This is a genomic window from Streptomyces sp. NPDC093109 (genome assembly GCF_040701725.1).
Taxonomy (GTDB): Bacteria; Actinomycetota; Actinomycetes; order Streptomycetales; family Streptomycetaceae; genus Streptomyces.
In genome coordinates, this window is sequence record NZ_JBFBEZ010000016.1 from 137,486 (window position 1) to 156,186 (window position 18,701).

The 18,701-nt window shown below is 71.3% G+C and carries 18 protein-coding genes; all 18 read left to right on the top strand.

What is annotated here, in order from left to right; translation table 11 throughout:
* Positions 1-3: 3 nt before the first annotated feature.
* Positions 4-1,743, top strand: a complete 1,740-nt coding sequence (locus AB0389_RS17820) for a UDP-N-acetylmuramoyl-L-alanyl-D-glutamate--2,6-diaminopimelate ligase (protein WP_366396335.1) — start codon at positions 4-6, stop codon at positions 1,741-1,743.
* The gene (gene murF / locus AB0389_RS17825) at positions 1,740-3,170 is read left to right on the top strand and encodes a UDP-N-acetylmuramoyl-tripeptide--D-alanyl-D-alanine ligase (protein ID WP_366396336.1); all 1,431 of its coding nucleotides are present in this window, start codon (positions 1,740-1,742) and stop codon (positions 3,168-3,170) included. Before AB0389_RS17820 ends, murF begins: the two co-directional genes overlap by 4 nt.
* Positions 3,167-4,237 carry a phospho-N-acetylmuramoyl-pentapeptide-transferase gene (gene mraY, locus AB0389_RS17830; protein ID WP_366396337.1) on the top strand — a complete coding sequence of 357 codons (1,071 nt, stop codon included), beginning with the start codon at positions 3,167-3,169 and terminating at the stop codon, positions 4,235-4,237. Before murF ends, mraY begins: the two co-directional genes overlap by 4 nt.
* Complete coding sequence (gene murD, locus AB0389_RS17835) at positions 4,219-5,643, top strand: UDP-N-acetylmuramoyl-L-alanine--D-glutamate ligase (RefSeq protein ID WP_366396376.1); 1,425 nt, start codon at positions 4,219-4,221, stop codon at positions 5,641-5,643. Before mraY ends, murD begins: the two co-directional genes overlap by 19 nt.
* 107 nt (positions 5,644-5,750) lie before the next feature.
* Positions 5,751-7,262, top strand: a complete 1,512-nt coding sequence (ftsW, locus tag AB0389_RS17840) for a putative lipid II flippase FtsW (RefSeq protein ID WP_366396338.1) — start codon at positions 5,751-5,753, stop codon at positions 7,260-7,262.
* A 6-nt stretch (positions 7,263-7,268) separates the two neighbouring features.
* Positions 7,269-8,363 (top strand): undecaprenyldiphospho-muramoylpentapeptide beta-N-acetylglucosaminyltransferase, encoded by a 1,095-nt coding sequence (gene murG, locus AB0389_RS17845; RefSeq protein WP_366396339.1) that lies wholly within the window; start codon positions 7,269-7,271, stop codon positions 8,361-8,363.
* A 29-nt stretch (positions 8,364-8,392) separates the two neighbouring features.
* Positions 8,393-9,184 (top strand): FtsQ-type POTRA domain-containing protein, encoded by a 792-nt coding sequence (locus AB0389_RS17850; RefSeq protein WP_366396340.1) that lies wholly within the window; start codon positions 8,393-8,395, stop codon positions 9,182-9,184.
* A gap of 276 nt (positions 9,185-9,460) precedes the next feature.
* Complete coding sequence (ftsZ, locus tag AB0389_RS17855) at positions 9,461-10,669, top strand: cell division protein FtsZ (protein ID WP_366396342.1); 1,209 nt, start codon at positions 9,461-9,463, stop codon at positions 10,667-10,669.
* Between the two features lie 17 nt (positions 10,670-10,686).
* Positions 10,687-11,397 (top strand): peptidoglycan editing factor PgeF, encoded by a 711-nt coding sequence (gene pgeF, locus AB0389_RS17860; RefSeq protein ID WP_366396377.1) that lies wholly within the window; start codon positions 10,687-10,689, stop codon positions 11,395-11,397.
* 2 nt (positions 11,398-11,399) lie between these two features.
* Positions 11,400-12,119 carry a YggS family pyridoxal phosphate-dependent enzyme gene (locus AB0389_RS17865; protein ID WP_366396343.1) on the top strand — a complete coding sequence of 240 codons (720 nt, stop codon included), beginning with the start codon at positions 11,400-11,402 and terminating at the stop codon, positions 12,117-12,119.
* Positions 12,120-12,243: 124 nt separating this feature from the next.
* Positions 12,244-12,855 (top strand): cell division protein SepF, encoded by a 612-nt coding sequence (locus AB0389_RS17870; RefSeq protein ID WP_366396344.1) that lies wholly within the window; start codon positions 12,244-12,246, stop codon positions 12,853-12,855.
* Between the two features lie 91 nt (positions 12,856-12,946).
* Positions 12,947-13,243 (top strand): YggT family protein, encoded by a 297-nt coding sequence (locus AB0389_RS17875; protein WP_366396345.1) that lies wholly within the window; start codon positions 12,947-12,949, stop codon positions 13,241-13,243.
* A 49-nt stretch (positions 13,244-13,292) separates the two neighbouring features.
* A complete protein-coding gene (locus tag AB0389_RS17880) occupies positions 13,293-14,621 on the top strand; it encodes a DivIVA domain-containing protein (RefSeq protein ID WP_366396346.1) in 1,329 nt (442 codons plus the stop codon).
* A 420-nt stretch (positions 14,622-15,041) separates the two neighbouring features.
* On the top strand, positions 15,042-15,746 hold the full coding sequence (locus tag AB0389_RS17885; protein WP_366396347.1) for a GntR family transcriptional regulator: 705 nt from the start codon (positions 15,042-15,044) through the stop codon (positions 15,744-15,746).
* Positions 15,743-16,549, top strand: a complete 807-nt coding sequence (locus AB0389_RS17890) for a 5-oxoprolinase subunit PxpA (protein ID WP_366396348.1) — start codon at positions 15,743-15,745, stop codon at positions 16,547-16,549. The genes AB0389_RS17885 and AB0389_RS17890 overlap by 4 nt, the downstream gene beginning before the upstream one ends.
* A complete protein-coding gene (locus AB0389_RS17895; protein ID WP_366396349.1) occupies positions 16,546-17,184 on the top strand; it encodes an allophanate hydrolase subunit 1 in 639 nt (212 codons plus the stop codon). The genes AB0389_RS17890 and AB0389_RS17895 overlap by 4 nt, the downstream gene beginning before the upstream one ends.
* Positions 17,181-18,134, top strand: coding sequence for a biotin-dependent carboxyltransferase family protein (locus tag AB0389_RS17900; RefSeq protein WP_366396350.1), 954 nt, complete (start codon positions 17,181-17,183; stop codon positions 18,132-18,134). The genes AB0389_RS17895 and AB0389_RS17900 overlap by 4 nt, the downstream gene beginning before the upstream one ends.
* Positions 18,135-18,241: 107 nt before the next feature.
* Positions 18,242-18,694 (top strand): VOC family protein, encoded by a 453-nt coding sequence (locus AB0389_RS17905; RefSeq protein ID WP_366396351.1) that lies wholly within the window; start codon positions 18,242-18,244, stop codon positions 18,692-18,694.
* The last annotated feature ends 7 nt before the right edge of the window (positions 18,695-18,701 follow it).

Genomic DNA, 18,701 nt, shown 5'->3' on the forward strand with positions numbered 1-18,701 from the left:
CCAGTGACAACGATCACCCCCGATTCCGGGAACCACCAGGAACCCCCCGCGCACCCGGCCACCTCGCGTGGCCCGGCCGCCTTCGAGCCCGGTACGCTCACCGCCGTGCCACAAGCTGATCAGTCCCGAACCACCCCCGCCACCCCTGACGAAGCCCCGCCGAGGCCGCCGGGGACGCCCCGTCCGGAACGGGTCCGCCCGATCCCCCTCGCGGAGCTGGCCGCTCTGCTGGGAGCCGAGTTCCCCCGCCCGGAGGAGGTGAGGGGCCCGGGGGAGGCGACCGGCATCACCCACGACTCGCGGGCCGTACGACCCGGTGATGTGTACGCGGCGCTGCCCGGTGCCCGGGTCCACGGCGCCGGCTTCGCCGGACAGGCCGCCGCGCTCGGCGCCGTCGCGATCCTCACGGACCCGGCGGGCGCGGAGCGCTCCGCCGCCACCGGACTGCCGCTCCTGGTCGTCGCCGACCCGCGCGCCGGCATGGGGGAACTCGCCGCCGAGATCTACGGACGCCCCGGCGCCGGGCTCCTCCAGATCGGCATCACCGGCACCTCGGGCAAGACCACCACCGCGTATCTGATCGAGGGCGGACTGCGCGAGGCGGGCCACCGCACCGGCCTCATCGGCACCGTGGAGATGCGCGTCGGCGACGAACGCATCAAGTCGGAGCGCACCACCCCCGAGGCCACCGACCTCCAGGCGCTCTTCGCCGTCATGCGCGAACGCGGCGTCGACTCGGTCGCCATGGAGGTCTCCAGCCACGCCCTGGTGCTCGGCCGGGTCGACGGCTGCGTCTTCGACGTCGCCGTCTTCAACAACCTCAGCCCGGAGCACATGGAGTTCCACTCCGGCATGGAGGACTACTACCGGGCGAAGGCCGGGCTGTTCACCCCGGAGCGCAGCAGGACCGGCGTGGTGAACCTCGACGACGCGTACGGCCGCCGGCTCGCCGGCGAGTCCGGCGTGCCCGTCACCACCTTCTCCGCCGAGGGCAGCCCCGACGCCGACTGGCACGCCGAGGACGTCGAGACCGGCACCCACGGCTCGGCCTTCACCGCGGTCGGCCCCAAGGGCGAGCGCGTGGCCGCCAGGGCGCCGCTGCCAGGGCCTTTCAACGTCGCGAACACCCTGGCGGCGATCGTCACGCTGGCCGCCGCCGGGATCGACCCGCAGACCGCCGCCGACGGCATCGCCGCCGTACCGGGCGTGCCGGGCCGGCTGGAGCGCGTCGAGGCGGGCCAGCCGTATCTGGCCGTCGTGGACTACGCCCACAAGACCGACGCCGTCGAGTCCGTCCTGCGCTCCCTGCGCAAGGTCACCCCCGGCAAGGTGCACATCGTCCTCGGCTGCGGCGGCGACCGCGACGAGACCAAACGCGGCCCGATGGGCGCCGCCGCCGCCCGGCTCGCCGACACGGCCGTACTGACCTCGGACAACCCCCGCGGCGAGGACCCGCTCGCGATCCTCGCCACGATGCTCACCGGCGCCGCCGGGGTGCCGTCCCACGAGCGCGGCGACGTCCTCGTCGACGCGGACCGCGCCTCGGCCATCGCCGCCGCGGTCGCCCGCGCCAGGCCGGACGACACCGTACTGATCGCGGGCAAGGGCCATGAGCAGGGCCAGGACATCGCCGGGGTGGTGCGCCCCTTCGACGACCGGCTGGTGCTGCGCGAGGCCATCGAGCGCTCCCGCCGCGCGGCGGGAGCACCGTCACGAGAACAACAGTCAGGGATGACCCAGTGATCGCCCTCTCCCTCGCCGAGATCGCCGCCATCGTCGGCGGGCAGCCGCACGACATACCGGATCCGGCCGTTCTCGTCACCGGATCCGTCGTCTACGACTCGCGCGCGGTCGAGCCCGGCGGTCTCTTCGCCGCGTTCGCCGGTGAGCGCGTGGACGGCCACGACTACGCGCGCGGCGCCGTCGCGGCGGGCGCGGTGGCCGTGCTGGCCACCCGCCCCGTCGGCGTGCCCGCCATCGTCGTGGACGATGTCGTGGGGGCCCTCGGCGCCCTCGCCCGTACCGTCGTGGAGCGCCTCGGCGCCACCTCCGTCGCGCTCACCGGATCGGCGGGCAAGACCAGCACCAAGGACCTGATCGCCCAGCTGCTCCGGCGCGCGGGTCCCACGATCTGGCCGGAAGGCAACCTCAACAACGAGATCGGCCTGCCCATCACCGCCCTGCGGGCCGTCGAGGACACCCGCTACCTCGTGCTCGAAATGGGCGCGCGGTACATCGGTGACATCCGCTACCTCACCGGTCTCGTACCGCCCAGGATCGGTCTCGTCCTGAACGTCGGCACCGCCCACATCGGCGAGTTCGGCGGCCGGGAGCAGATCGCGCAGGCGAAGGGCGAGCTGGTGGAGTCCCTGCCCTCCGCGGAACAGGGCGGCATCGCCGTCCTGAACGCGGACGATCCGCTGGTCCGCGCCATGGCGTCGCGCACGAAGGCGCGCGTCGTGCTGTTCGGAGAGTCGGGCGAAGCAGACGTACGGGCAGAGAACGTCCGCCTCACAGCCACGGGACAGCCGGCGTTCAGGCTTCGAACACCCTCCGGGTGCAGCGACGTGACGCTGCGGCTGTACGGTGAGCACCACGTGTCGAACGCGCTCGCCTCGGCCGCCGTCGCCCATGAGTTGGGCATGTCCGCCGACGAGATCGCCGTGGCGCTCTCCGAGGCGGGAACCCTCTCCCGCTGGCGTATGGAGGTCACCGAGCGCTCGGACGGCGTGACGATCGTCAACGACGCCTACAACGCGAACCCCGAATCCATGAGAGCGGCGCTCCGTGCGCTGGTCGCCATGGGCGGTGCCTCACGGCCCGCGGGGAGCCGTACCTGGGCGGTGCTCGGCCCGATGGCCGAGCTGGGGGACGAATCGCTCGCCGAGCACGACGCGGTCGGACGGCTCGCCGTCCGGCTCAACGTCAGCAAGCTCGTGGCAGTCGGGGGCAGGGAAGCGTCCTGGCTGCGATTGGGCGCTTACAACGAGGGTTCGTGGGGTGAGGAGTCGGTGCACGTGTCCGACGCGCAGGCGGCGGTCGACCTGTTGCGCAGTGAACTGCGTCCGGGAGACGTCGTGCTGGTGAAGGCTTCCAGGTCGGTCGGTCTTGAGCGGGTCGCCCAGGCACTGCTGGAGAACGCCACCGAGGGCGAGGTCGCCGGCCGATGAGGCAGATCCTCTTCGCGGGAGCCATCGGGCTCTTTCTGACCCTGATCGGCACTCCGCTGCTGATCAAGCTCCTGGCCCGCAAGGGATACGGGCAGTTCATCCGGGACGACGGTCCGCGTACGCACGGCAGCAAGAAGGGGACGCCCACCATGGGCGGTATCGCCTTCATCCTCGCCACGCTGATCGCGTACGCCCTGGCGAAGGTGATCACCGGCGAGGACCCGAAGTTCTCGGGCCTGCTGGTGCTGTTCCTGATGGCGGGGATGGGGGTCGTCGGATTCCTCGACGACTACATCAAGATCGTCAAGCAGCGGTCGCTGGGACTGCGGGCCAAGGCGAAGATGGCGGGCCAGCTGATCGTCGGTACCGCCTTCGCGGTGCTCTCGCTCCAGTTCGCCGACTCCCGGGGCATCACCCCGGCGTCCACCAAGCTGTCGTTCGTCACGGACTTCGGCTGGTCGATCGGCCCGGTGCTCTTCGTGGTCTGGGCGCTCTTCATGATTCTCGCCATGTCCAACGGCGTGAACCTGACGGACGGTCTGGACGGGCTCGCCACCGGCGCCTCGGTGATGGTCTTCGGCGCCTACACCTTCATCGGGCTGTGGCAGTTCCAGGAGTCCTGCGCCAGCGCAATAACCCTGACCAACCCCAACGCCTGTTTCGAGGTACGGGATCCGCTCGATCTCGCCGTCGTGGCCTCCGCCCTGATGGGCTCCTGCTTCGGCTTCCTGTGGTGGAACACCTCGCCGGCCAAGATCTTCATGGGGGACACAGGCTCGCTGGCGCTCGGCGGCGGGATCGCGGGCCTCGCGATCCTCTCCCGTACCGAGTTCCTGATGGCCGTCCTCGGCGGCCTGTTCGTGATGATCACGATGTCCGTGGTCATCCAGGTCGGATCCTTCAAGATGACCCGTAAGCGGGTCTTCCGGATGGCTCCCCTCCAGCACCACTTCGAACTCAAGGGGTGGTCGGAGGTCCTGGTGGTGGTCCGCTTCTGGATCATCCAGGGCATGTGCGTGATCGTGGGTCTGGGCATCTTCTACGCGGGCTGGGCGGCAGAGAAGTGAACTGGCACGGCAAGCGGGTCACCGTCGCGGGTCTCGGGGTGTCCGGGATCCCGGCGGCCCGGGTCCTGCACGGGCTCGGCGCGGTGGTCACCGTCGTCAACGAGGTGGACGACGAACGGGCCCGCGCCCAGGGCGCCGAGCTGGCACAGCTCGGCGTGACGGTCCGCCTCGGGGACGGCGCCACGCTGCCCGAGGGGACCGAGCTGGTCGTCACCGCGCCCGGCTGGCGGCCCGACAAGCCCCTCTTCGCGGCGGCCGAGGCCGCCGGTGTGGAGATCTGGGGCGATGTCGAGCTGGCCTGGCGGCTGCGGAAGCCCGACTCCGCGACCTGGCTCGCCGTGACCGGTACCAATGGCAAGACCACCACCGTACGGATGCTGGCCTCCATCCTGGAGGCCGCCGGGCTCCGTACGGCCGCCGTCGGCAACATCGGCGTCTCGCTGCTCGACGCGGTCACCGGTGACGAACCGTACGACGTGCTCGCCGTCGAGCTGTCCAGCTACCAGCTGCACTGGGCGCCGAGCGTACGCGCCCACTCCGCCGCCGTGCTCAACCTCGCCCCCGACCACCTGGACTGGCACGGCTCCATGGCGGCCTACGCCGCCGACAAGGGCCGGGTCTACGAGGGCAACACGGTCGCCTGCGTCTACAACGCGGCCGACCCCGCCACCGAGGAGCTGGTGCGGGCCGCCGACGTCGAGGAGGGGTGCCGGGCGATCGGCTTCACCCTCGGCACCCCGGGCCCGTCCCAACTCGGCGTCGTGGACGGCATCCTGGTCGACCGGGCCTTCGTCGAGAACCGGCGCGAGCACGCCCAGGAACTCGCCCAGGTATCCGACGTGGAACCGCCGGCCCCGCACAACGTCGCCAACGCGCTCGCCGCGGCGGCCCTGGCCCGCGCCTTCGGCGTGCCCGCCAAGGCCGTCCGCGACGGGCTGCGCGCCTTCCGGCCCGACCCGCACCGGATCGAGCGGGTCGCCGAAGTCGCCGGCGTCACCTACATCGACGACTCCAAGGCCACCAACACCCACGCCGCCCAGGCCTCCCTCACCGCCTACGACCCGATCGTCTGGATCGCGGGCGGCCTCGCCAAGGGCGCGTCCTTCGACGAACTGGTCGGCGCGGCGGCCGGCCGGCTGCGCGGAGTGGTCCTGCTGGGCGCCGACCGGGCGCTCATCAAGGAAGCCCTGACGCGACACGCCCCCGAAGTCCCGGTCGTGGACCTCGACCGGACCGACACTGGGGCGATGTCCGCGGCGGTCCGGGAAGCGGCGCGGCTCGCCGAACCGGGGGACACGGTCCTGATGGCCCCGGCGTGCGCCTCCATGGACATGTTCGTCAACTACAACAAGCGGGGCGAGGCGTTCGCGGACGCCGTGCACGCCCTCGCCGCCGAGCACGCCTGACCGGCCGCGGCCCCGTGCCGCGCCGAGCTGTCCGGGGCCGCGCCACCGGCCGTGGGCCCCGCGCCCACCGGCAGCCGCGCCAGGCACGACTGGAGGGGACAGCGACGATGCCGGCCGACGACATCGCGGACCGCGGACCGCGGCCCACGGCGGGCCGCTGGGGCTACGCGGGCGTACTCCCGGGCTCGCCCGCCCTCGCGGGCAGCCACGCCACCGACACCACGCGCGAGGTCGGCGCCTGCCCCTCGAACGGGAGGCGGTTCGGGCTCGCGCTGCGCGGCCGGGCCCCCGGCGTTCCCGTACGGCGGCCCCCCGCGGCGGCCCGGCGCGGCGGGGGGAGCGGGCTGACCCGGCCGCCCGGGGGCGGTGCCCCCCGGCGGCTGTACGAGCGGCTGCGCCGCGCCTGGGACCGGCCGCTGACCGCGTACTACCTGATCCTGGGCAGCGCGCTGCTGATCACCGTCCTCGGTCTGGTGATGGTCTACTCCGCGTCGATGATCTACGCGCTCCAGAACTCGCTGCCCGGAAGCTACTTCTTCCGCAAGCAACTCATCGCGGTGGTCCTCGGCGGCGGGCTGCTGCTCGCCGCCGTCCGGATGCCGGTCAAGCTCCACCGGGCGCTCGCCTACCCGCTGCTGGTCGGCACCGTCTTCCTGATGGTGCTGGTGCAGGTCCCCGGCATAGGGCGGTCGATCCACGGCAACCAGAACTGGATCTATCTCGGCGGCCCGTTCCAGCTCCAGCCCAGCGAGTTCGGCAAGCTCGCGCTGGTCCTGTGGGGCGCCGATCTGCTCGCCCGCAAACAGGACAAGCGGCTGCTGACGCAGTGGAAGCACCTGCTGGTGCCGCTGGTGCCCGGCGCCTTCGTACTGCTCGGACTGATCATGATCGGCGGCGACATGGGCACCGCGATCATTCTCACGGCCATCCTCTTCGGACTGCTCTGGCTGGCCGGCGCCCCCACCCGGCTCTTCGCCGGGGTGCTCGGGGTCGCCGGGCTCATCGGCTTCATGCTCATCAAGACCAGCGAGAACAGGCTGTCCCGGTTCTCCTGCGTCGGCGCGGTCGAACTCGGCCCCGACGGGGAGTGCTGGCAGGCGGTCCACGGAATCTACGCCCTCGCCTCCGGCGGATGGTTCGGTTCCGGCCTCGGCGCGAGTGTGGAAAAGTGGGGTCAACTGCCGGAAGCGCACACCGACTTCATTTTCGCCATCACCGGGGAGGAACTGGGACTGGCGGGGACGCTGTCGGTGCTCGCGCTCTTCGCGGCTCTAGGCTATGCGAGTATCCGCGTGGCCGGACGCACGGAGGATCCCTTCGTGAGGTACGCCGCGGGAGGTGTGATCACCTGGATCATGGTGCAAGCCGTGATCAACATGGGTGCGGTGCTCGGCCTGCTGCCGATCGCCGGTGTCCCGCTCCCGCTGTTCTCCTACGGAGGATCGGCAGTGCTGCCGACCATGTTCGCCGTCGGGCTGCTGATCGCGTTCGCGCGGGAGGATCCCGCCGCGAAGGCGGCCCTGGCCATGCGGCAGCCTGTCTTCCGTGGGAAGCGGGCCGGGGTGAGATGGAAGACGATGAGACGGCGCGTCAAGAAGCGTCCGTCCGGAGAGCGGTGAATTTCGGTGCATGTCGTACTCGCCGGTGGGGGGACCGCCGGCCACATCGAGCCCGCGCTCGCCCTCGCGGACGCCCTGCGCAGGCAGGACCCCACTGTGGGGATCACGTGCCTCGGCACGGAACGGGGCCTGGAGACCAGGCTCGTTCCCGAGCGGGGGTACGAGCTGGGACTGATCCCCGCCGTGCCGCTGCCGCGCAAGCCCACGCCCGAGCTGATCACCGTCCCCGGGCGGCTGCGCGGCACCATCAAGGCCGCCGAGCAGATCCTGGAGCGCACCAAGGCGGACTGTGTCGTCGGCTTCGGCGGCTACGTCGCCCTGCCCGGCTATCTCGCGGCCAAACGGCTCGGGGTGCCGATCATCGTCCATGAGGCCAACGCGCGGCCGGGACTGGCCAACAAGATCGGCTCCCGGTACGCGGCCGGGGTGGCCGTCTCCACCCCCGACAGCAAGCTGCGCGGCGCCCGCTACATCGGGATCCCGCTGCGCCGCACCATCGCCACCCTGGACCGGGCCCGTGCACGCCCCGAGGCGCGCGCCGCCTTCGGGCTCGACCCCAACCTGCCGACGCTGCTCGTCTCCGGCGGCTCGCAGGGCGCACGCCGGCTCAACGAGGTGGTGCAGCAGATCGCCCCGGTGCTCCAGCGCTCCGGGATCCAGATCCTGCACGCGGTCGGTCCGAAGAACGAAATGCCGCGCGTGGACAACATGCCCGGGATGCCGCCGTACATCCCGGTACCGTATGTCGACCGGATGGACCTCGCGTACGCGGCGGCCGACATGATGCTCTGCCGCGCGGGCGCGATGACCGTCGCCGAACTCTCCGCCGTCGGACTGCCGGCCGCCTACGTACCGCTGCCGATCGGCAACGGTGAACAGCGGCTCAACGCCCAGCCGGTGGTCAAGGCCGGCGGCGGACTGCTGGTCGACGACGCCGAACTGACGCCCGAGTGGATCCAGGGCAATGTCCTGCCGGTGCTCGCCGATCCGCACCGGCTGTACGAGATGTCCCGCGCGGCGGCCGAGTTCGGCCGCAGGGACGCCGACGATCTGCTGGTCGGCATGGTGTACGAGGCGATCGCCGCACGCCGACAGGCGTAGAACCAGGCGCAGAACAGGGAGGCAGGAGCGTGGCCGGACCGACGACCGCCGAACGGGACGCCCGACCCGGGTCGGCGTCCGGCCACCCCGGTGACGAGCCGGAGGAGCGCCGGTTCCGGCTCGCCCGGTCCCGGCCGGTGCTCGTCCTGGCCGGGCTGGTCCTGCTGACCGCGGGCGTCCTGTGGGTGCTGTACGGCTCCTCGTGGCTGCGCGCGGAGAAGGTGACCGTCCGGGGCGCCGAGGTGCTCACCCGCGCCCAGGTGGAGCGGGCCGCGGCCGTCCCGCTCGGGACGCCGCTGATCTCCGTGGACACGGACGCGATCGGGGCGCGGCTCCGCGAGGAGCTGCCGCGTATCGACGCGGTCGTGGTCGAACGGTCATGGCCGAACGGAATCGGCCTGAAAGTGACCGAACGTAAGCCCACTCTGCTCGTCGAAGAGGGCGCGAAGTTTATCGAAATGGACGCCAAGGGAGTCCGGTTCGCCACGGTCGACTCGGCGCCCAAGGGCGTTCCGCTGCTCGCCCTGACGGTCGGTCAGCAGGCCGGTTCACAGCGCTTCCCGGCGGAGCGTCTCGCCCTCGAAGCGGTCCGGGTGCGCGCGGAGCTGCCCCCGGAAGTGGCCGCGGACACCCGGGTCGTCCGGGTCCGTTCGTACGACTCCATCTCCCTGGAGCTGACCGGCCGCCGTACGGTGATGTGGGGAAGCGGTGAGGACGGCACGGCCAAGGCGCGTGCGCTCGCCGCGCTCATGAAAGCGGTCCCCAAAGCGGGGCACTTCGATGTGAGCGCACCCACCGCGCCTGCCGCATCGGGTAGTTGACGCACATATGTGCTGGCCAGCACCCTGGTTGGTCAGCGCTATGGGTGATCACATAGGGTGAAAAGAAAAACGGGAGGTTCGGCGTGTTCGTTGAACGTGCGCCACTTGTCGACTTAGTGTCCTGTTCGGAAGAGTCCAAGAAGCGGACACACTGGTAACCCTGAACTTCAACGTGAGGGTTTGGGTCGGCGTTTCGGACCGTCCCATCGGCATCAGTCGTCGCAGCGCCATCCCGGCACCGCGACGACACGTAACTCGAGGCGAGAGGCCTTCGACGTGGCAGCACCGCAGAACTACCTCGCAGTCATCAAGGTCATCGGTGTCGGCGGCGGTGGTGTCAATGCCATCAACCGAATGATCGAGGTCGGTCTCAAGGGTGTCGAGTTCATCGCGATCAACACCGACGCGCAAGCGCTGTTGATGAGCGACGCCGACGTCAAGCTCGACGTCGGCAGGGAACTCACCCGTGGCCTCGGCGCCGGCGCCAACCCGGCGGTCGGCCGCAAGGCGGCGGAGGACCACCGCGAGGAGATCGAGGAGGTCCTCAAGGGGGCCGACATGGTCTTCGTCACCGCCGGCGAGGGCGGCGGCACCGGCACCGGCGGCGCGCCCGTCGTCGCCAACATCGCGCGTTCCCTGGGCGCCCTGACGATCGGTGTGGTCACCCGCCCGTTCACCTTCGAGGGCCGCCGCAGGGCGAACCAGGCGGAGGACGGCATCGCGGAGCTCCGCGAAGAGGTCGACACCCTCATCGTCATCCCCAACGACCGGCTGCTCTCCATCTCGGACCGGCAGGTCTCCGTCCTCGACGCGTTCAAGTCCGCGGACCAGGTGCTGCTCTCGGGCGTCCAGGGCATCACCGATCTCATCACCACGCCCGGCCTGATCAACCTCGACTTCGCCGACGTCAAGTCCGTGATGTCCGAGGCCGGCTCGGCGCTGATGGGCATCGGCTCGGCCCGCGGCGACGACCGCGCGGTGGCCGCGGCCGAGATGGCGATCTCCTCGCCGCTCCTCGAAGCGTCCATCGACGGCGCCCGCGGGGTGCTGCTCTCCATCTCCGGCGGCTCCGACCTCGGTCTCTTCGAGATCAACGAGGCGGCGCAGCTGGTCAGCGAGGCGGCCCACCCCGAGGCCAACATCATCTTCGGCGCCGTCATCGACGACGCCCTCGGTGACGAGGTACGGGTCACGGTCATCGCGGCCGGCTTCGACGGCGGACAGCCGCCGACCCGGCGGGAGAACGTCCTCGGCGCGGGTTCGTCCAAGCGCGACGAGCCGCAGTCCTCCTCCCGGACGGCCGACACCGGCCGCTCCGGCGGCGGCCTCGGCACCGTCCCGCCGCGTGACGAGAGCCCGGCCAAGGCCGATCCCGCCCCGGTGGGCGAGAAGTTCTCGCAGCTGGGCCAGCCGCATGTCCCGCCGGCCCGTCCGTACCAGGACAGCCAGGCGGAAGAGCTGGATGTCCCGGACTTCCTGAAGTGATAGGAAGCCACACGGATCTGAGCGGCGCGCACTTCGCCTTCACCGACCGGTGGGGCGGGGTGAGCGCCGCTCCGTACGATCAGCTCAATCTCGGCGGCGCGGTCGGTGACGACTCCGCCGCCGTCCTGGCCAACCGGGACCGCGCGGCGAGATCCCTGGCCATCGACCCCGCGCGGGTCGTGTGGATGAACCAGGTGCACGGCCGCGAGGTGGCCGTCGCCGAAGGACCGTGGACCGGTGAGGACATCCCGGCCGTCGACGCGGTCGTCACCGCGCGCCGCGGGCTCGCCCTCGCCGTGCTCACCGCCGACTGCGTACCGCTGCTGCTGGCCGACCCGGTCGCCGGGATCGTGGCCGCCGCCCACGCCGGCCGCCCCGGACTCGTCGCGGGAATCGTGCCCGCCGCCGTCGAGGCGATGACCGCGCTCGGCGCCGAGCCGGGACGGATCGCCGCCCGCAGCGGACCCGCCGTCTGCGGCCACTGTTACGAAGTCCCGGCCGCGATGCGGGACGAGGTCGCCGCCGCGGTGCCCGAGGCCGGGTCCGAGACCAGCTGGGGCACCCCGTCCGTCGATGTCGTCGCCGGAGTGCACGCGCAGCTCGCGGCCCTCGGGGTGAGCGACCGGCAGCGCTCCGCGGTCTGCACCCGGGAGTCGCACGACCACTACTCGTACCGCCGCGACCGCACGACCGGGCGGCTCGCCGGCTATGTCTGGCTGGACCGGTGAACATGAAGGACCGCAGGAGTGAACTGGAGGCGAACCTGGCGGCGGTGGAGCGCCGGATCGCCGACGCCTGTACCGCCGCGGGCCGCGAGCGGTCGGAGGTGACGCTGATCGTGGTCACCAAGACCTACCCCGCGAGCGATGTGCGGCTGCTCCATGAACTCGGCGTCCGGCAGGTGGCCGAGAACCGGGACCAGGACGCCGCCCCCAAGGCCGCCAGTTGTAAAGATTTGTCGCTGATCTGGCATTTTGTGGGCCAATTGCAGACGAACAAGGTCCGTTCCGTAGCCAGTTACGCCGATGTGGTGCAGTCTGTCGATCGGCTCAAGCTCGTTTCCGCACTCTCCGCGGCCGCGGTCCGCGCGGGGCGCGAGCCGGTCTGTCTGATCCAGGTCGCGCTGGACGCCGAGTCGGGCGAGCGCGGGGCGAGGGGTGGCGTGGCGCCCGACGGGGTCGAGGAGTTGGCGGCGGCGGTGGCCGCTTCGCCCGGGTTGCGGCTCGGCGGACTGATGACCGTGGCCCCGCTGGCCGGGGCTTTCGCGGGTCGTCCCGAGGCGGCGTTCGAGCGGCTGCGGGAAATCTCATCCCGCCTGCGCGCGGACCATCCGGCTGCGAACATGGTCTCCGCGGGGATGAGTGCGGACCTCGAGAACGCCGTGGCCGCCGGTGCGACACATGTACGCGTCGGTACGGCGGTACTCGGAGTCCGACCCCGGCTCGGGTAACGTCGCGAAGCAAGTCGGACCACAGCAGAAAATATGGTCATTTCCGCCGAAAGGTGGGTAGACCCAGTGGATCGCGGGCACTTGGTGACGAGGCCGATCCACCACAGAGCGGAGGACTCAGAGCATGGCCGGCGCGATGCGCAAGATGGCGGTCTACCTCGGCCTCGTGGAGGACGATGGGTACGACGGCCGGGGCTTCGACCCCGACGATGATTTCGAACCCGAGCCGGAGCCGGAGCGTGAGCACCGGCGGCACCAGTCCGCGCACCAGCCGGAGCGTGAGGAACCGGTGCGTATGGTCCAACCCCCCGCGCAGCGCGAGCGGGAGCCGGTCGCGCTGGCTGCGGAAAGCGGACGTCCGGCGCGAATCGCCCCCGTGGCGTCCATCACACCTGAACGTCCGAGCCTGGAGAAGAACGCGCCGGTGATCATGCCCAAGGTCGTGTCCGAGCGGGAGCCCTACCGCATCACCACATTGCACCCGAGGACCTACAACGAGGCCCGTACCATCGGGGAACACTTCCGCGAAGGCACCCCGGTGATCATGAACTTGACGGAGATGGACGATACGGACGCGAAGCGACTTGTCGACTTTGCCGCGGGACTCGTCTTCGGTCTCCATGGCAGCATTGAGCGCGTGACGCAGAAGGTGTTCCTGCTGTCTCCTGCTAACGTCGATGTCACGGCGGAGGACAAGGCCCGCATCGCGGAGGGCGGGTTCTTCAACCAGAGCTAGAACGCAGCACCGGGAACAACCCGGTCGGACGTCGGGAACGGCCCGGCGGACGACCGAAGCAGAGTGAACCAGGGGAGAGGGAAGCAGCGGGATGGGCATCGCACTACAGGTGGTCTACATCGCGCTGATGTGCTTCCTCATCGTGCTGATTTTCCGGTTGGTCATGGATTACGTCTTCCAGTTCGCCCGCTCATGGCAGCCCGGCAAGGTGATGGTGGTCGTTCTGGAGGCCACCTACACTGTCACCGATCCACCGCTCAAGCTTCTGCGGCGGTTCATTCCGCCGCTGCGTCTCGGGGGCGTGGCACTCGACCTGTCCTTCTTCGTTCTGATGATCATCGTTTGGATCCTGATCTCGCTCGTGAGCAGTCTTGCGAGGGGAATGTGAGCGATACGGTCTTGCCGACTGCCGACGACTACGTAGAGGTGAAGTAGAGATGCCGTTGACCCCCGAGGACGTGCGGAACAAGCAGTTCACGACCGTCCGCCTCCGAGAAGGCTACGACGAGGACGAGGTCGATGCCTTTCTCGACGAGGTCGAGGCCGAACTGACCCGCCTGCTCCGCGAGAACGAGGATCTGCGCGCGAAGCTGGCCGCCGCGACGCGTGCCGCCGCGCAGAACCAGCAGCAACAGCAGCAGCAACAGGGCATGCGCAAGCCTCCGGAGCAGCAGGACCGGCCCGGGGGTCCCGTGCCCGCCGCCATATCCGGACCGCCGCAGCAGCAGCAGCCCCCGCAGATGGGTCCCCCCCAACTGCCCGGTGGCGCGCCCCAGCTGCCCGCGGGACCGAGCGGTCATGGCCAGGGTCCCGGTCCGCAGGGCCACGACCCGCGCGGCCAGCAGCAGCACCCCATGCAGGGTGGACCCATGCAGCAGCAGGGCGGCCCCATGGGCGGACCCATGCAGCAGGGTGGCCCGATGCAGGGCGGCCCCATGCAGGGAGGTCCGATGCAGGGCGGCCCCATGCAGGGTGGACCCATGCAGCAGCAGGGCGGCCCCATGGGTGGACCCATGCAGCAGCAGGGTGGCCCCATGGGCGGACCGATGGGTGGCCCGATGGGCGGTCCCATGGGTCAGAACCCGCAGATGCAGCAGCCCGGTCAGGGCCCCGGCGGCGACAGCGCCGCGCGGGTGCTCTCCCTCGCGCAGCAGACCGCCGACCAGGCGATCGCCGAGGCGCGTTCCGAGGCCAACAAGATCGTCGGCGAGGCCCGCAGCCGCGCCGAGGGTCTTGAGCGCGACGCGCGTGCCAAGGCCGACGCGCTGGAGCGGGACGCGCAGGAGAAGCACCGCGTGGCGATGGGCTCCCTGGAGTCCGCCCGCGCGACGCTGGAGCGCAAGGTCGAGGATCTGCGCGGCTTCGAGCGCGAGTACCGGACCCGGCTGAAGTCCTATCTGGAGAGCCAGCTGCGTCAGCTGGAGACCCAGGCGGACGACTCGCTGGCGCCGCCGCGGACCCCCGCGACCGCTTCGCTGCCGCCGTCGCCCTCCATGGCGCAGGCGGGTGCGGGCGCGATGGGAATGGGAGGCGCGCCTTCGATGGGCGGCTCCATGGGCGGACCTTCCATGGGCGGGTCCTCGATGGGTGGCTCCATGGGCGGTTCCATGGGCGCGCCGTCGTCGGGTCCTTCGTACGGTGGCCAGCAGCAGATGTCGCCGGCGATGACCCAGCCGATGGCGCCGGTTCGGCCGCAGGCGCCGCAGCCGATGCAGCAGGCGCCGTCGCCGATGCGTGGGTTCCTGATCGACGAGGACGACAACTGACGGGGGTGCGCGTGCGGTACGCGTAGCCGTCGGCAGGCTGAAGGGCCGGGCCCGGGACTGATGTCCCGGGCCCGGCCCTTTTCCGCTGCGCGGGGGCTTGAACGGGGCTCCGCCCCGGGCCCCGGTCCTCAATCGCCGGACGGGCTTGAAGGATGCCCTCAATCGCCGGGCGGGCTGAAGGGTGCCCTCAATCGCCGGGCGGGCTGAAGGGTGTCCTCAATCGCCGGGCGGGCTGAAGGGTGTCCTCAATCGCCGGGCGGGCTCAAGGGTGTCCTCAATCGCCGGGCGGGCTTGACGGGGGCGGAGCGGGCTTGAAGGGGCGGACGGGCTTGGAAGCGGCGGGTTTCCTTGGGGTAAATCCCGGATCACTGTTGGTCGACACTCTTCCCCTGGCTTGTGCATCCACTGTATACACGGGATATGAGTCGAGAAGTCAGAGGGACCCGGGGTGACGCCAACGGCGCCGACGATGTCACCGGCGAGCTGCGTCGGCTGATCGTCGAGGGGGTCTATCCGCCCGGCTGCCGGCTGGTGCAGGACGAGTTGGCCGACCGGTTCGGGGTGAGCCGGATCCCGCTGCGGGAGGCCATGCGGACCCTCGCCAGCGAGGGGCTGCTCCGTACGACGCCGGGGCGCGGCACCTTTGTGACGGTGCTGGATCTGGAGGAGATCGACGAGATCTACAACCTGCGCCGACTGGTCGAGCCGAGCTTCGCCGAGCATGTCACCGAGCGGGTCTCGCGGCGCGACATCAGCCGCTTCGACGCGATGGCCAAGGAGATGGAGCGCCTCGCCGAATCCGCCGCCGACTCCTGGTCGCGGACGAACCTCGCGTTCCATCTCGACATGTACCGGCTGTCCCGGCTGCCGCTGCGCTACGAGGTCATCTCGGGGATGTACCACCGCCTGGAGCCGTACTCGCGCTTCTACGTGCACGGCACCTCGGCGTACGAGCGCGTGCAGTGCGAACACGCCGCGATGGTCCAGGCGCTGGCCGACGGCAACGCGGAGGAGCTGGCCCGGCAGATCGTCGCGCACATCGACGGCGGACAGCACGGACTGCACGCGGCCTGGGAGAACAGCGGCAACACGATCGAGGCCTACTGGGCGGAGACGGGCCGGTGACCGCGCTCGCGATCAACACGGATGTGGGCGAGGGGTTCGGGGTGTGGGGGCCCGCCGACGAGGGGGATCTGCTCGACCTCGTCACGGCCGCCAATGTCGCCTGCGGGTTCCACGCCGGCGACCCCGACATCCTGCGCCGTACCTGCGAGGCGAGCGCGGCCAGGGGCGTGGCGATCGGGGCGCAGGTCTCCTACCGCGACCTGGCCGGTTTCGGGCGGCGCTTCATCGATGTGCCGAAAGGGACGCTGGTCAACGAAATCCTTTATCAGATAGGCGCGTTGGAGGTCTTCGCGCGGCTGGCGGGCAGCCGGGTCAGCTATCTGAAGGCGCACGGCGCGCTGTACAACGCGGCGGCCCACCACCCGGGACACGCGGCGGCGATCGTCGAGGCCGTCACGCTGTACGACCGCGAGCTGCCGTTGCTCTGCCAGCCGCGGACGGCCGTGTGGGAGCGCGCGGTCGAGGCCGGCTGCCGCCCGCTGGCCGAGGCGTTCATCGACCGCGGCTACACGGACGAGGGCCTGCTGGTGCCCCGGTCCGAGCCGGGCGCCCTGGTCACCGATCCGGCCGAGGCGGCGCGCCGCGCGCTGGAGATGGCGCGGACGGGAACGGTGACCTCGGTGAGCGGCAGGACGGTACGGATCACCCCGGACGGCGGGGAGGTGGCGGCGCTGTGCGTGCACAGCGACACGCCCGGCGCGGTCGCCATCACCGCCGCCGTACGGACGGCCCTCGCCGCGGCCGGAGTTGCCGTGAGCACGCCCGACGGCCTCACCGCCGTGCCGACCGGGGTACGGCTGTGACCCGCGCGGAACCGGTCCTGCGGCGGGCGGGTGACCGGGGCTGGCTGATCGACTGCGCCGGGCCGCGCCCCGCCGATGTGGCCACCGCGATCCGTGCGCGGCCCTGGTCGTCGGAGCTGCGGGACGTCGTACCCGCCGCGACGACCGTCCTGGTGGTGGCCGAGACGCTCGCCGGGATGGAGCCGCTCGCCGCCGAACTGCGCGCCGTGCTCGACGAGGTCGGCGGGCGGGCGTCCCGGCCGGCTCCGGGACGTACGGTCGTGATTCCGGTCCGGTACGACGGGGTGGATCTGGCGGCGGTCGCCGAGCGCGTCGGGATGACCCCGCGCCGGGTCGCGCGGCTGCACACCGGGGGCACGTACACGGTCGGGTTCTTCGGTTTCGCGCCCGGCTTCGCCTATCTGGACGGGGTACCGGAGAGCCTGCGGCTGCCCAGGCTCTCCAGCCCCCGCCCCCGGGTGGCGGCCGGGGTGGTGGCGATCGCCGGGAACCAGACGGTGGTGTACCCCGGCGGCACCCCCGGGGGCTGGCACCAGATCGGGGTCACCGAGGAGCGGCTGTGGGACGTCGACGCGCAGCCGCCCAACCGGCTGGCGATCGGTGACCGGGTCGTGTTCGAGGAGGTCGCGTCATGACCACCGCACTCGGTCCCCGGCGGAGTCCGGTGGTGTCCGTCCGTACCGCACCGGTCGTGGCGGACGCGGCGCGCTCGGCGGGGGGCGCCCGCGCGGTCCTGACCGTTGTCGCGGCGGGGGTCGCGACCAGCGTGCAGGATCTCGGCCGGCCCGGTCTCGCCCATCTGGGCGTCCCGGCCTCGGGCCCCGCCGACCGGCGCAGCTTCCGCCTCGCCAACCGGCTGGCCGGCAACCCGGAGAACACCCCGGCCTTCGAAGTGACCGTCGGCGGCCTGGCCGTGACCCTGTCGGAGTCCCGGTACGTGGCGATCACCGGGGCGCCGGCTCCGGTGACGGTGGACGGCGTACCGGTGTACGACGCGCCGCTCGTGCGGCTGCCCGCCGGAGCCGTGCTGGCCATCGGGCGTCCGTGGGCCGGCTGCCGTACGTATCTCACCGTCTCCGGCGGGATGGAGCCGGAACGGGTGCTGGGGTCGGCCTCGCGGGACTCCCTCACCGGACTCGGACCCGCGCCCGTCGGTGCCGGGTCGCGGTACGGTCTCGGGCCCGCGCGACCGGTGCCCGGGGTGCCGCTGGAGCTGGCGTTCAGCATCGTCCCCTGCGGTGGGCCGATCCCCGTCCGGTTCCGGTGGGGGCCGCGGCACGAGCTGTTCGGCGCCGCCGACCGGCACCGGCTGACCAGTGAGCCCTGGCGGGTCTCCGCCCAGTGCGACCGGGTGGGCGCGCGGCTGACCGGCGGCGCGCTCTCCATCGGCTCGGTCGACCTGGCCAGTGAGGGCACCATGCGCGGAGCCATCCAGGTGCCGCCCTCGGGCGAGCCGATCGTCTTCCTCGCCGACCACCCGGTCACCGGCGGCTATCCCGTCATCGGCGTCGTCACCGACGCCGACATCGATCTCGTCGGCCAGGCGGTGCCGGGCGACGAACTGCGGCTCATGCCCATGCGCTGAGAGGAGGGCCGTAGCAGAACGGGCCCGGGCGACCGGGCTCCGCACATTCCCTTTTGTTCCTTCATTCCACGCCGCACGGCAACAGCAGGACCCACAAGGAGAGAACCATGACCGACCAGCCCGCTTCCCTCGCCCCGTTCCACCTCGCCATCCCGGTCGACGACATCGACGCCGCCCGGCAGTTCTACGGCAAGGTGCTCGGTTTCGGCGAGGGCCGCTCCGACACGAAGTGGATCGACTGGAACTTCGGCGGCCACCAGGTCGTGACCCACCAGGTCGGCGACGGCCCGTCCGGGACTCCGCGCGACGGCATCGCAGGGACGAACCCCGTCGACGGCCACCAGGTGCCGGTTCCGCACTTCGGTCTGGTGCTCTCGGTGCCGGAGTTCCAGGAACTCGCCGCGCGGCTCACCGCCGTCGACACCCAGTTCGTGATCGAGCCCTATGTCCGCTTCCAGGGCGAGCCGGGCGAGCAGTGGACGATGTTCTTCCTCGACCCGGCCGGCAACGCGATGGAGTTCAAGGCGTTCGCCGACATCAGCCAGCTCTTCGCCGTCTGAGACCGGT